This window comes from Candidatus Pelagibacter sp. Uisw_101 (assembly GCF_047727615.1).
In the GTDB taxonomy this organism is placed as follows: domain Bacteria; phylum Pseudomonadota; class Alphaproteobacteria; order Pelagibacterales; family Pelagibacteraceae; genus Pelagibacter.
Genome location: NZ_CP159821.1, coordinates 589,149 through 603,862, shown reverse-complemented (window position 1 = coordinate 603,862; position 14,714 = coordinate 589,149). Strand labels below are relative to the sequence as shown.

Below are 14,714 nucleotides of genomic sequence, written 5' to 3'. Positions count from 1 at the left end.
AATTATTTCTTATCGACAATAGTAGCTGACCACTGAGCATCAGCCATTTTTTTTCCATCAACAAAGGCATCTCCTTTATATTTCCAAACCCTACCGTGCGTTCTGATCGCTTGAATTTTTAATTCTAATTTACAATCAGGTATTACAGGATTTCTAAACCTTGCTTTTTCTATACCCATTAAAAAAACTAGCTTGTTATCATATGTTTCTTTATCTAACCCATGGGCTGTTAATGCTGCAGCAGCCTGACCAAAAGCTTCTACTATTAAAACACCTGGCATAACGGGATTATCAGGGAAATGACCTTGAACAAAAAAACTATCTTTTTTAACATAAACAATAGCTGTGGCTGAAGATAGTTTTTCAATATCGTGCAACTCATCGATTAGTAACATTGGCTCCCTATGAGGTAGCAAATTTGCAATTTGTTTTTTATCTAGCATCTATTTATTTAATCTTAAATTCTTTAACTTCTGAATTTACAATTTTAATAACTTCGTCTGTAATGTCTAATTGTGTTTTAGCTACAACTAAATCTTTTTTTTGTAAAATAATAGCTATTTCTTTGTCATTTGAAAATTTAACTAAAATTGGGTTAATTAATTTTAAGAGATTATTGGTATTATCTATTTTTAATTTATTAAAATCAGCTAACATTTTATTTCTATTTTGATTGTAGTTTTTAATTTCAGTTTTTAATTCATTAACCTTATTTTTAAAATCATTTTCAGATATAATATTTTTCTGAGAAATTAACTTTGTTTCTTTTTCTTGAAATTTTTTTTCTTCATCTTTTAAAAATTGTAAATTTTTTTTATTAAGATCTGTTAACTGTTTTAAAATTGAAGAGCCTGATTTAGACGTTGAAATAACTTTATCCAAATCTATGAATGCTATTTTTTGTTCAGAAAAAACTGTATTTGTAAAAAATAAAAAAAATAAAATTAATGAGAGTAGTTTTTTCATTAAAAAGTGGTACCCAAATTAAATCTGAAAGGTTCAGTTATATCATTTTTACCTTTAGTGATTGGTTCAGATAAAGAAAAATTAAGAGGACCAATTGGTGTAAAGAAATCTACAGCTATACCAACAGATGACCTAATTTTACTTTCATCACTTAATGATGAGCTATAATCTATACCCCAAACATTTCCTGCATCAAAAAAAATAGAAAAATTAGTATTTTGTGAACTTGGTAATATTTGAGAAAGATTTGTTGCTATATTAATTGAGGCTGCATAATTTCCACCAATATAATCACTACCATCTTTTGGGCCAACTTTTCCAAACTCAAACCCTCTTAATTTGCTTGCTGGTAAATACAATCTATCAGAAAGTTTAACATTTTTGCCACTTAAAGAATTTGAAATTTTACCAAAGAAACCAATGGAAAGAACATTTTCATCTGACCATTCATTATAAATTTTATAATCATAAGAATTGGTCAAGGTATAACTTTCACTTATTAAAGGGATATTTTGTGTGAACCTACTAATATAACCATCTGATGTTTTGTATCTTTGATTTCTTTTATCATAACTAAAAGTATGATTAAAAAAAGTATCAAAATATGAACCTTCTTGTTTTTTCATACTAGCAGAGGCAGTGTTAACTGTGTCTAGTTTTTCAACATAAGAGGAAACTCCTATATTCCAGAATAGGTCATCATAAAATTCAAAATTACTTCCAACAGAAAATCCAGTTTTATTTGATTTATATCCAAAATTTTTAAGTCTATCTGTGATCGTGCTTTCTAATGAGGTGTTTAATGATCTGTTAGAGCCTTTATAGTTAGGGTTATCCATTGAAATAATTCCTTTTAAACTTTCACTGCTAACAGAAATGTCAGATGAAAACTCTATGCCCCTACCAAGAAAATTATTTTCTGATACACCGAAAGCAAAAGTTCCACCACCAGTACCAACACCAGCACCAGCCATGATTTCACCTGTGGGTTTCTCTTCAACAGTTATATTAATTATTTTCTTATTTTCATTTTCAATATCTAAAATTTCTGACTCAACTTTACTGAAAAAATTAAGTGATTTTAAATTATTTAAAGTTCTAGTTTGAAGCAACTCATTGAAAGCATCACCCTCATCAACCAGCAGGTTATTTCGAATTACCTCTTCCCGTGTAATATTATTACCTAGTATATTAATTTTTCCAACATAGAATTTTTCTGACTCACCTATATCAAATGTAAGATTAATTAAATTATCTTCAATACTCTCTTTTACTGTAGATTTTAGAAACTCAAATTGTTCGTTTAAAACAATTTTATCAATTTCTTTTAAAATTTTATCAATAGAGTTGAGAGAAAAATTTTCTCCTTTAAGCTCTTTAAAAATTTTATCTAATTTTTGAAAATTAGCGCGTTGATAGTCAATAGGAAGATTGAGATCAAATTCATTAAAATAAAATTTTTTACCAGATGAAATATTATAAATTATTTCAAACTTATCGTTGCCAAGATAGTTAGCAAATGACGACTCAATTACAACATTATAAAAACCTTTATTCTTATAAAAATTATTTAATAATCTTTTATCATAATTAATTAAATTTTCATTCAGGTATTTCTTACCTGAAAGAAACTTCCAAAATTTATACTCCTCACTAATAATTATATTTTTTAATGTACTGTCTTTAAATCTTTTATCACCAATGAATGAAATTTTTGAAATTTTAGATTTTTCACCAAGATCAATTTGGTAAAGGAGATCAATCTTATTGCCCCCTAAATCTTGATAAGAAGATGTAACTTTAGAAAAGTAATAACCATCATCTTTAAGAAAACTTAGTATGGCTACCTCATCTTTTTTAATTAAAGTTGAATTATAAGAGGATCTATTTTTTAAAGATAAAATTTCATATAAAGATTCTTCAGTTTTTTTTCTTTTAATTCCCTCAATGAACACTGTTTGAATTATTGGATTTTCCAATACTTCTATAATTAGATTATTGCTTTCAATTTTTACTTTAACGTCTTTGAAAAAACCAGATTTATATAATTTCTTTAAAATTTCATTTATAGAATTTTCGTCTAAAGCTTTGTTGTCTTGAATTTCTGAAAAAACTAATATTGTTTCATTCGAAATTCTCTCATTACCATTAACAATAATTTTTTCATAATTTTTTGAATAAGCTGAAAAAGCTAAAAAAATAGAGAGTGAAATTAATTGAATAAAAAATTTTAACATAACGAGTTTATACACTCATGGTGTTAATTTTTAAACTTACATAATCACTTAAATTATGAATTTCTTTAATATTTCTTGGCTTTATTGATTTAAATTTTTTAAATTCGGCAATATCACAAATTTTCAACAACATATTTGATATATCAGTAAATTTAATTTTATTATTTAAAAAAAGTTTAACTAATTTATCATTTGCTGTAACAATTATAGTCTCAAATAAAGAATCCTCATTACTCAAATTATTAAGAATTTTAACTACAGGAAATCTGATATTATCAATTTTTTTAAGACTTAGATTGTTTAAGGCTTCTATATCAATATTTTTAGATTTAAGTTTTTTATCAGTATTAAAATATATAGAATTAAATATTGGGATTGTCATATTGGTATCGTGAACTAAAAGTTTTGACAAACCATTATTGAACTTTACTATTGCATGTAGGTATGACTTTGGATGGGTTAATATTTCAAGTTGTTTATAATTTAAATCAAATATTTTTTTTGCTTCTATAATTTCAAAAACCTTATTCATCATAGTAGCAGAATCAATCGTAATTTTTTTCCCCATTGACCAATTGGGATGTTTTAATGCATCTTTAATAGAAATATTCTTAAATTTTTTTAATGATAGCTTCCTAAAGGGGCCACCTGAAGCGGTTATGTAAATTTTTTCAAAGTTATCTTTTTTATTATTATCTAGTAATGACCAAATAGAAAAATGCTCAGAATCTATTGGTATAAAAAATGTTTTATACTTTTTTAAATCTTTTTTAATCAAATTCCATCCACAAATAATGGATTCTTTGTTTGCAATTGCTATAGTTTTAGTAAATCTAATAATATGTATGGTAGGTTTTAGTCCTTGAAAACCTGAAATAGCACACATTGAATAATCGAGCTTTTTATTTGTATCAAAAATTTTATTTAATGAATCAAAGTTTTTAAAGACTTTAACTTTAGTATTTTTTAAAAGTTTGGTTGCAATTAAAAAGGAACTATAATCAGTAAGAATTATATTCTTAACATTAAAGAACTTAGCTTGTTTTATTATTTTCTTATAATTTTTATTTGCTGTAAGTAATTCAATCTTAAAGTTTTTTTTGTCATCTTTAATAATTTTTAATAAAGATGAGCCTATAGATCCAGTTGATCCAAAAATTGCAATTTTTTTCATATTAAATAATTATAAATAAATAAATACCAAGTGGAATGGCAAAAATTATTCCATCTATTCTATCTAAAACACCTCCATGACCAGGCAGTAAATCACTAGTATCTTTAACTTTTGCTTTACGCTTTAAGAATGAAATGAATAAATCTCCCAACTGTGAAGTTAAGGATATAATAATTGTTATAAAAAAAAGATTTACTAATGTTTGATCAATTTGACCTTTGTAAAAAAAAGGAATCAACAATAATGAGAAAATAAATGAACCAATAGATCCAAAGATTGTTTTGTTAGGGCTAATTTTAGTTAGTTTTTTACCTTTAAATATTTTTCCACAAACAAGCCCTCCTATGTCAGATAGTATTGCAACTAAGACGGAATATAAAAGATAAATTTTAAGATTAGAATACTCTGACTCTATAGCAAAAATTAAATAAACTAATCCTGATAAATAAAATAATGATAAAGTTTTATAAATGAATCTAAAGAATCTATCCTTTAAAATATTCTTTTTTAAAATTTTTGATATTAATGCGTAAAACTCAATCCATGAAATTATTGCTGTAATAATTAAAGAAACTATCATTATATATGAGTAAAAAAACATTCCGATTAAGAGAGAAATAAGAAATATTGATGTTACAATTCTTTTTTTAAGATTTGAGCTCATTAAATTGATCCAAAATTTCTTTTAACATTTTTAAATTTATTTATAATTTTATTAAAATCTTTACCTGTAAAGTCAGGCCACAATTTTTTTTCAAAAAATATCTCAGTATAGGATAATTGCCAAAGTAAAAAATTGCTTAGTCTCTGGGTGTCTCCTGTTCTTATTAATATATCGGGATCTGGCAAATATTTGGTATATAGATTCTTATCTATATTTTTTTCATTTATTGTAATTTTTTTTTGTTTAATCTTTTTTATAGTATTAATTAATTCAATTTTCGAACCGTAGTTTAAGGCAATATTAACTTGCAATGTTTTTTTATCAAAAGTTTTCTTTTCCGATAGTTTTATTGATTTCTGAAGTTTTGTTGGTAATTTGTTTAATTCACCAATAAATTTAAGCTTAATATCTTTTTCAATAATTTTATTAATCTTTTTTTTTAAAAAATTTTCTAACAATTTAAACAAAAAAGTAATTTCATTTTTTGGCCTTTTCCAATTTTCTGAGGAAAAAGTATAAAGAGTTAAAAACTCAATTTTATGGTTAATGCAACGATTGATGACTAGATCAACTGTATTTAAACCAGCTCTATGACCTGCATTTCTTGATTGTTTGTGCTTAACTCCCCATCTACCGTTTCCATCCATGATGATGGCAACATGTTTAACTGGGTTCATATGGTCATTATTTCTTTTTCTTTGGCTTCAACTTTAGTATCTATAGTTTTAATGTGCTCATCAGTGAATGTTTGTACTAATTTCTCATTTATTTTTTCATCATCTTCACTAATTGCTTTGTCTTTAACTAAGCTTTTTAAATCATCGTTAGCTTCTCTTCTAATATTTCTAATTGAAATTTTACACTTTTCACCCATAGATTTAATTAATTTCTTAATCTCCGTTCTTCTCTCTTCATTTAAATCTGGGACAGGCAACCTAATTAATTGACCATCAATTTGAGGATTTAAACCTAATTCTGATCTTTTTATTGCAGTATCTACAAGTGGGACATTATTAAGGTCCCAAACTTGGATATTGATTGTTCTAGCGTCAGGAGTTGTTATGCTTGAAACTTGGTTTAATGGCATTGCTTGCCCATAAACATCAACTTTAACAAGGTCTAACATTGAGGCATTTGCCCTACCAGTTCTTAGTGAGGTTAATTCTTTTTGAAACACTTCAATGGTTTTATCCATCTTCTGACTGTATGTTTTGTCATTAAACATTTATTCACCTATTTTAATTCTAAAAAAATCATTAATCTTCAGATCAGGTATATTAAGTTCTTTTATAATATCTTGCACTTTCTTTTTAGGCTCCATAACCCAGGCTTGTGTTAACAAAGCATTTTCCTCTTTAAATTTATTCATTTTACCTAGACTAATTTTTTGTGCAATTTCTTCAGGCTTACCAGAATTTTTTAACTCTTCTGTGACAAGATCTTGTTCCTTTTGAAGTAGATCTTTATCAATCAAATCAGAACTTAACGCCAAAGGGTTTGATGCTGCAATATGCATTGAAAGTTGTTTACCAAAAGCTTTAACATTATCACTGTCATCCGAGGTCTCAAGTGATGCTATAACTGATAATTTAGATAAATTATCTTTAACTACAGTATGCAAATAATTAAAATTTTTAGAACCTGATTGGTTAAATGTCTTAGTTTTACCAACTGTTATCTTTTCACCCATTTTTGCGATTAATGCTACTAGACTATCTTCAACCGTTTCACCATTTCCCATTTTTGATTTATTAAGCTTTTCTAAATCAGATGAATTTTGATTATTCAATTCACTTAGTTCTTTTGCGAAGGATACAAAGTCATCATTCTTAGCAACAAAATCTGTCTCACAGTTAATTTCAATAACAGATATTTTGCTTGTATCTCCAGAGGTTGCGATAACACCTTCTTTGGCATCTCTTGACATTTTCTTTGAAGCTTTAGAAATTCCTTTAACTCTTAAGATTTCTACTGCTTTATCTAAATCACCACCAGATTCTTTAACTGCCAAGTTACAATCTTTAAATCCAGCACCAGTTGCTTCACGTAATTGTTTTACTTTTTCCAAATCACTCATATTAATTCAACTTTTCTTTATCTTTTTTTGAAAATTTAGCATCTAACTTCTCTCTATCGATCTCTTGAATAGTTTTTGAAGAAACTTCTTTTACTTTTGTCTCACCGACATCAGGTTTTTCTTCAGATTTAGATGGAGCTGCTTTTTTTGCATTTTCAATAGTTTCTTTTACTAAATTACAATATAGATCAATCGCTCTTCTAGCATCGTCGTTACCAGGGATTGGATAATCAATACCATCAGGATTAGAATTACTGTCAAGTATAGCACAAATTGGAATACCTAATTTAGATGCTTCAGCAATTGCTAAAGATTCATAATTTGTGTCAATAATAAAAACTAAATCTGGAACTTTTTTCATTTCTGCAATTCCACCTAATGCTCTTTCTAATTTGTCTTTTTTGACACTCATCTTTAATAGTTCTTTTTTTGTAAAGCCTCTATTTTCTGCAACAAGATCAGCCTCATATTTTTTCATCTTTTTAATTGATCCTGAGATTGTTCCCCAGTTAGTTAACATTCCACCTAACCACCTGTAGTTCACAAAGTATTGTCCAGTTTCTTTTGCAACTTCAGCTATAGCTTCAGATGCTTGTTTTTTTGTAGACACAAAAAGAATTTTGCCATTATTGGCAACCGTATTATAAACTTTTTCCAAAGCTACATTGGTTAATTCTAATGTTTGAGTTAAATCAATAATGTGAATTGAATCTCTTTTTCCAAAAATGTATTTTTTCATCTTTGGGTTCCATCTTAAGGTCTTATGACCTAAATGAACGCCTGCTTCTAATAGTTGTTGGATAGTTAGACTTGGTATTTTCATATTTATTCCCGGTTAAGCCACCACAGTAATTTCCATTTAAGGACCGGAGGTATAAAACCACAAACTGTGTGCGTGTTAATTTAATTTAAGAGTTATTTACAAATTATTTATGGAACAAACAAGTCTTTTTTAATGAATAGTTGTCGAAATATCATTGTTTCTGAGGATATTGATAGTTTTCCTATCAATAAGACGCTTATTTTTTAGTTTAAAGCTAATGTCATTGTTTTCATCGTTAATATTTATTGTTACCTCTGTTGTACCCTCCTCATCCACTAAATCAGATATTTTATCGATGTCTTTAATTGATTTAATATTAAATACAATTTCATTAACCGGTTTATTAAAGAGATCTTTAAGAGATGCTATTTTTTGAACATTTATTCTTTTAGATTTGTTCTCATCCTTGGAAATGGTTTTGATCAAGGTTATGATTAAAGAACTACCCTCAACTAAAACCTCTCTGTTCAATTCCAAAATATCAGAAAAAATAAAGAGCTCAAAAACACTAGTTAAATCAGTGAACTTAATAACACCATACGAATTACCTTTTGCAGTTTTTCTTTCAGTGATCTTTAAAAGTGTAGCTGCAATATTTGCATCTTTTATAGTATCGTCTAGATTAAATTTTGCATAATCAACTATTTTATAATCATCAAAAATTTCTTTAAATTGATTTAAAGGGTGGTCAGATATAAAGAAGCCAATAGCCTCAAACTCTCTTGATAGTCGATCTTCAAACTTCCAATCTTCGATATTAAGAACTATCTCATTATCCTGTTCTTCGTCAGAACCAAAAAGATCAATTTGATTTGCTGCTTTGTTTTCATAAATATTTTTTGTCTTTAAAATAAAATTTGGAATTGAATTAAATAATGCTTGTCGATTATTATCTATATTGTCAAAAGCTCCTGCTTTAACTAAACCTTCTAATTGAAGCTTATTAACATCTTTAGGGTTAACTCTATTTAAAAAATCATTTATGGATTTAAATTCACCATTTTCTTTTCTTTCGTTAATAACATTTGATATTGCTTCATAACCAACACTTTTAATTCCCCCAAGTGCATAATAAAAATTATTTCCATCAAATTGAAAATCTGCAAAGCACTTATTGATATCAGGTCGTATAACTTTAATGTTAATTCTCTTAAGTTCTTCGTGAAATTCTCCCAATTTATTTTGATTCGAGATATCCATTGTCATTGATGCAGCAAAAAACTCTTTAGGATAATATGTTTTTAAAAATGCTGTTTGATAAGAAATTATTGCATAGGCAGCAGCATGACTTTTATTGAAGCCATATTCAGCAAATGGTTCAATTTTTAAAAATATACTTGCTGCAACATCTTTGCTAATTCCATTTTTAAGAGCACCAGCAATAAATCCTTGTTTCTGCTTTTCTAGTTCAGCTCTTTTTTTTTACCCATAGCTCTTCTTAAAATATCAGCCTCACCTGCGGTAAAACCTGAGAGTTTTTGTGCAATTTGCATCACCTGTTCTTGATAAATAATAACTCCATATGTAGGTTTTAAGATATCTTCAAGTAGAGGATGCAAATAATCAGGTGTTTGCCTTCCATGTTTACAGTCATTGTAAACTGGTATGTTGCTCATAGGTCCCGGACGATAAAGAGCAACTAGTGCAATAATATCTTCAATATGGTTGGGTTTCATCTGTAATAATGCTTCACGCATACCAGCACTTTCCACTTGAAATAATCCAACAGTATTACCAGAAGACAAAAGTTCAAAAACTTTTTGATCATCAAAGTCAATATCTTCAATTTTGAAATCTTTAACTTTTTTGTTAATCAACTTTTGTGTTCTATTAATTACCGTTAAAGTTTTTAATCCTAAAAAATCAAACTTAATTAAACCAGCATTTTCTGCTGAATACATGTCAAATTGTGTAGAAGGTAATAATAAATCTGCTGCAGCATCTTTGTATAAAGGTACAACTTCAGTTAATTTTCTATCTGCAATTACGACACCTGCTGCATGAGTTGCTACATTTCTATTCAAACCTTCTAATTTTAAAGAAAGATCAGTTAATTTTTTTACACGAGGATCTTCATTAACTAATTTTTGAAGTCTTGGTTCGCTGTTAATACACTCCATTAAGCTTTGAGGTCTTGAGGGATCAAAAGGTATCATTTTTGAAATACTATCAACAAAACCATATGGTAAACCTAATACTCTACCAACATCTCTAATAACCATTCTTGCTTTTAATTTTCCAAAAGTGATTATGTGGGCAACACTATCTTTATATTTTGTAGTTAAATATTTAAAAACAAGATCTCTTTTTTCCTCACAAAAATCTATATCAAAGTCAGGCATTGACACACGGTCAGGATTTAAAAATCTTTCAAATATTAGATTAAATTTAATTGGGTCAACATCTGTAATAGATAGACACCAAGCAACAAGTGAGCCTGCTCCAGATCCTCTACCTGGTCCTACTGGAATATCATTACTCTTAGCCCATTTAATGTAGTCAGATACAATCAAGAAATAACTAGGATATTTCATTTCAATTATGATCTTTAACTCATGATCTAGTCTGTCTTTATATTTCAAAAATTTATCATCAACTTCTAAGTTATTTTCTTCAATTTTAAAAACTTTAAGAAATTTTTCTTTCAATCCATCTAATGAATCTTTTTTAAGTATTTCATCAGCACTACCTCCTTTTTCAGAACTAATATTTGGAAGTACAGGTTTGGAAAATTGTGGTCTAAAATTACATTTAAATGGCAAATTAAAGTTATTTTCTAAAGCTTCCGGAAGATCAGAAAATAGTTTTGACATTTCTTCATTCGATTTAAAGTAATGCTGGTTACTATATTTAATTCTATTCTTTTCATTAACATAAGTTTTAGAACCAATGCAAGTTAACGCATCATGAGCTTCGTGCATGTCAGGTGTTAAATAATAAACTTCATTAGTGGCAATAATTGGTATTTTAATTTTTAAAGATTGTTCTAAATTGAATTTTTCAAAAGCAATTTCATTTTGATCACCATGCCTTTGGATTTCTAAATAAAAGTTATCATTAAATTTTGATGATAAACTCTTGTATAGTTTTGATGTTTCTTCTAAACGACCTTTTTCAAATAATTTACCAAATAAACCTTGAATAGTTCCCGAAAGTAAGGACACCCCTTCAGAATCTATTAAAAGTTCCTTAATATCCAAATGAGGGTCAGATAAAGGATCATTTTCTAGGTAAGATCTTGAGGAGAGCTCTATGATTCTCTTATATCCATTTTCGTTAAGAGCTATCAATGGTAATAGCCCTGTCGTATCTTCGAATCTAAAATAAATTTGAGTGCCAATAATTGGTTGAGTGCCAACCTTAGAAATATTTTCAGCAAACTCCAATGCACCACATAAATTGGATGTATCAGAAAGACCCAAACAAGGTATTTTTTTTTCTTTACAAAAATCTTTTAAATTATCAATTTTGATGGCTCCTTCACAGATTGAATACTGTGTGTGAATTTTTAAATGATTAAAGTTTTGATTATTTAATTCTTGCATTAATAGTTCTTATAATACCATCAATCATTTCTAATTTGCAATCAGCCATATTTGCAAAAAATCTATTGTGAGTTGCATAGATTATTAATCTATTTTTATTTTTTAAATTATACAAAACATTAAAAACCTCTTTAGCAGTAGTGTGATCTAGACTGCCAGTAGGCTCGTCTGCTAATATAATTTCAGGTTCGTTAATAAGTGCTCTAGCCATTGCAATTCTTTGCATCTCACCCCCTGATAATTCCGAAGGAAAATGTGACTCACGTGATGAAAGACCCATCGTTTTTATAATTTTTTTAGCTCGATTGATTGAATTCTTTTTGTCATTAGTTAAAGCTAGACCAGCTAAATAAACATTTTCTAATGCAGTAAAATCTGAAAGTAAATTATTTTGTTGATAGATAATACCAATTTTACTTGATCTAATTTTATCATTTTTTGAATTATCGTTAAAGTTTACTGGTGTATTACCAATTAACAAAGAGCCTGTAGTAGGTTTATCTATCATTGATAAAACATTTAGTAATGTAGATTTTCCCGATCCAGATGGACCAACCAGAGAATAGATCTTACCTCTTATAAAAGAATAATTGATTTTTTTTAAAACATTTATTTTTCTATTATTAGAAAAAGATTTTGATACGTTCTTTAATGATATCAAATTATTCATACTTAAGTCCTTTAACTGGGTCTAATTTTGAAGCTTTTATTGCAGGAAAAATTGAAACAATAATCGTTATAAAGATCGAACAAAGGGAAATAATAAAAATTGAAGTTGAGTTGATTTCTGAAGGCATTGTGCTTAAAAAATAAATCTCTTCAGGAAACAAACTAATATTAAATGTATTGCTTAAAAACTCTCTCAAGTTTTCTATATACAAAGAGAACATTACACCTAAAAAAATTCCAAAGAAAGTTGCTGTAGTTCCAATAATAACTCCAACAAGAAAAAATATCTTAACAATTGATTTATTTAAAACACCAATAGACTTTAATATAGCTATATCTCTGGTTTTATTTTTTACCAGAATTGTAAGCCCAGAAATAATATTAAAAGCAGCCACTATAATAATCAAAGATAAGATTATAAACATTACATTTCTTTCAACTTTTAATGCAGAAAACAATGAACTATTCATATCAGCCCAACTATATACAAATTCATTTTTAAATATTTTTTGAATTTTATTTTTTTCTTCTTCAATATTTGATGGGTTGTTCAAGTAAATTTCTAGGTTACGCTTTTCTTTTTTAAGACTAAAAAAGTTTTCCAATGTGTCTAAATTTATGAAGGCTATGTTTGCATCAAAATCAGCTAACCCACTATCAAAGATTGAACTAATAATAAAAGTTTCTTGTCTAGGTAAGCTTCCTATAATCGTTTCTATGCCTACTGGAGACATAATTGATACTTTATCACCCACATCAAGATCTAAATTAAAACTTAATTCTTTACCTATTGATATCGAATTCTTTGTTAATTGACTTAATTTACCAATTAGGTTTCCTTTTTTTACAACATCAAGCTTTAGAAAGTTTTCACTGCTGTAACCTCTTAAAATTAGGCCTTTAGTGTAGTCTTTGCTAATGACAATTGCTTCACCAGAATTACTAAGTATTAACTCTTCTGAAATTAATTTTAAATTTTCATTATTTAATTGTTCTAAACTAATAGGGCTCTCATATGGCTTAACGGTAACATGAGCATTAAATCCTACAATCTTATTAATTAACTCAGTTCTAAAGCCATTCATAACGGACATCACAATAATTAACACTGCAACTCCTAAGCTAATTCCGATAAATGAAAAAATTGATATTATATTTAAAAAACCGTCTTTTTTTCTGGTTTTTAGATATCTAAGTGTAATTTCTTTTTCTAATGCAGAAATCAATTTTTTAATTTTTGTTCGGTTAAAATTTGAGTTATTTGATCTATCGTTAAACTTTTGGGATCTTTTCCAATTTCTTTAAACTCTAATAAATCACCATCTGATTTTTTTCCTAAAATTACCTGATAAGGTACACCTATCAAATTAAATTTTTTAATTTTAGATGAAAGATTTTCATCCATATCATCAATAATTGTATCAATATTTTTACTTTCAAAATGGTTAAAAAGTTTTTTTGCTTTGTCTAATGCCGATGTGTCATTTTTATTAATCATGGGTATTATCGCAAGCTCGTATGGTGCCACAGAGAATGGCCATTTCATTATTTCTTCTTTTTCATCATATTTTGCCTCTATAATTGCACCAACTAGTCTTGATACACCAATTCCATATGATCCCATTTTAACAAAATCTTTTTTACCACCTGGAAGATCTACAGCTGCATTTAAAGCTTTTGAGTACTTATCTCCAAAATAAAAAATGTGGCCTACTTCTATGCCTTTTGTAATAAGTCTATTTTCTTCAGATACTTTTTCTTCAAATTCACCTTTATTAAATTTTTCATCAGCTACAGCGTAATATTGTTCATATTTTTTTCTTAGATCTTCTAAGGATTTTCTATCCATGATCGAACCATCACTATCTAAATCAAAAATTTTTTTATCAGTAAAAATTTTACTTTCACCAGTATCTGCTAAAATAATAAATTCATGAGAAAGGTTTCCACCAATAGGTCCCGTATCAGCTGCCATTGGTATTGCTGAAAGTTCCAATCTTTTAAATGTTTTTAAATATGAAAAAAAGAATTTATTATATGAGAAAGTAGCATCTTCATCATTTACATCAAACGAATATGCATCCTTCATGTAAAATTCTCTACCTCTCATAATTCCAAATCTCGGTCTAACTTCGTCTCTAAATTTCCATTGTATGTGGTACAATAATTGAGGTAATGATTTATAAGATTTAACACTAGATCTAAATATATCGGTAACTAGCTCTTCATTTGTTGGTCCATAAAGCATCTCTCTACCTTGTCTATCTTTAATACGAAGCATTTCATCTCCATAATCATCATAACGACCACTTTCTTTCCAAATATCACTAGGTTGGATAGTTGGCATAAGTATTTCTTGAGCACCAATTTTGTTCTGTTCTTCTCTAACTATTTGTTCAATTTTTTTCATCACTTTAAAACCCAATGGTAACCAAGAATAAATACCCGCAGAAGATTGCTTAATCATTCCTACTCTGAGCATTAATTGATGTGATTTAATTTTTGCTTCTGATGGGTTGTTTTTTAATATTGGTATGAATGATTTTGAAATGTACATTT

The 14,714-nt window shown here is 27.7% G+C and carries 12 protein-coding genes and 1 pseudogene; all 13 read right to left on the bottom strand.

Annotated elements, in window-relative coordinates:
• Positions 1 to 2: 2 nt before the first annotated feature.
• A complete protein-coding gene (gene fabZ / locus ABXT48_RS03050; protein WP_018414078.1) occupies positions 3 to 443 on the bottom strand; it encodes a 3-hydroxyacyl-ACP dehydratase FabZ in 441 nt (146 codons plus the stop codon).
• 4 nt (positions 444 to 447) lie between these two features.
• Positions 448 to 966, bottom strand: a complete 519-nt coding sequence (locus ABXT48_RS03045; RefSeq protein WP_415303301.1) for an OmpH family outer membrane protein — start codon at positions 964 to 966, stop codon at positions 448 to 450.
• On the bottom strand, positions 966 to 3,203 hold the full coding sequence (gene bamA / locus ABXT48_RS03040; RefSeq protein ID WP_415303299.1) for an outer membrane protein assembly factor BamA: 2,238 nt from the start codon (positions 3,201 to 3,203) through the stop codon (positions 966 to 968). The genes ABXT48_RS03045 and bamA overlap by 1 nt, the downstream gene beginning before the upstream one ends.
• A 7-nt stretch (positions 3,204 to 3,210) precedes the next feature.
• Positions 3,211 to 4,377 carry a 1-deoxy-D-xylulose-5-phosphate reductoisomerase gene (locus ABXT48_RS03035; protein ID WP_415287000.1) on the bottom strand — a complete coding sequence of 389 codons (1,167 nt, stop codon included), beginning with the start codon at positions 4,375 to 4,377 and terminating at the stop codon, positions 3,211 to 3,213.
• Between the two features lies 1 nt (position 4,378).
• On the bottom strand, positions 4,379 to 5,041 hold the full coding sequence (locus ABXT48_RS03030) for a phosphatidate cytidylyltransferase (protein WP_415303297.1): 663 nt from the start codon (positions 5,039 to 5,041) through the stop codon (positions 4,379 to 4,381).
• Complete coding sequence (uppS, locus tag ABXT48_RS03025; protein WP_415286998.1) at positions 5,041 to 5,718, bottom strand: polyprenyl diphosphate synthase; 678 nt, start codon at positions 5,716 to 5,718, stop codon at positions 5,041 to 5,043. The genes ABXT48_RS03030 and uppS overlap by 1 nt, the downstream gene beginning before the upstream one ends.
• Complete coding sequence (gene frr / locus ABXT48_RS03020) at positions 5,715 to 6,266, bottom strand: ribosome recycling factor (RefSeq protein WP_415286997.1); 552 nt, start codon at positions 6,264 to 6,266, stop codon at positions 5,715 to 5,717. Before frr ends, uppS begins: the two co-directional genes overlap by 4 nt.
• Positions 6,267 to 7,118, bottom strand: coding sequence for a translation elongation factor Ts (gene tsf / locus ABXT48_RS03015; protein WP_415286996.1), 852 nt, complete (start codon positions 7,116 to 7,118; stop codon positions 6,267 to 6,269).
• Between the two features lies 1 nt (position 7,119).
• Entirely contained in the window at positions 7,120 to 7,941 is an 822-nt protein-coding gene (gene rpsB, locus ABXT48_RS03010; protein ID WP_415286995.1) for a 30S ribosomal protein S2, read from the bottom strand.
• 129 nt (positions 7,942 to 8,070) lie between these two features.
• Positions 8,071 to 11,486, bottom strand: a pseudogene (gene dnaE, locus ABXT48_RS03005) (DNA polymerase III subunit alpha).
• Positions 11,470 to 12,156: an ABC transporter ATP-binding protein gene (locus ABXT48_RS03000; protein WP_415286994.1), complete on the bottom strand. Its 687-nt coding sequence runs from the start codon at positions 12,154 to 12,156 to the stop codon at positions 11,470 to 11,472. The pseudogene dnaE and the gene ABXT48_RS03000 overlap by 17 nt, the downstream one beginning before the upstream one ends.
• Positions 12,149 to 13,381, bottom strand: coding sequence for an FtsX-like permease family protein (locus ABXT48_RS02995; protein ID WP_415286993.1), 1,233 nt, complete (start codon positions 13,379 to 13,381; stop codon positions 12,149 to 12,151). Before ABXT48_RS02995 ends, ABXT48_RS03000 begins: the two co-directional genes overlap by 8 nt.
• A complete protein-coding gene (proS, locus tag ABXT48_RS02990) occupies positions 13,378 to 14,712 on the bottom strand; it encodes a proline--tRNA ligase (protein WP_415286992.1) in 1,335 nt (444 codons plus the stop codon). The genes ABXT48_RS02995 and proS overlap by 4 nt, the downstream gene beginning before the upstream one ends.
• Between the last annotated feature and the right edge of the window lie 2 nt (positions 14,713 to 14,714).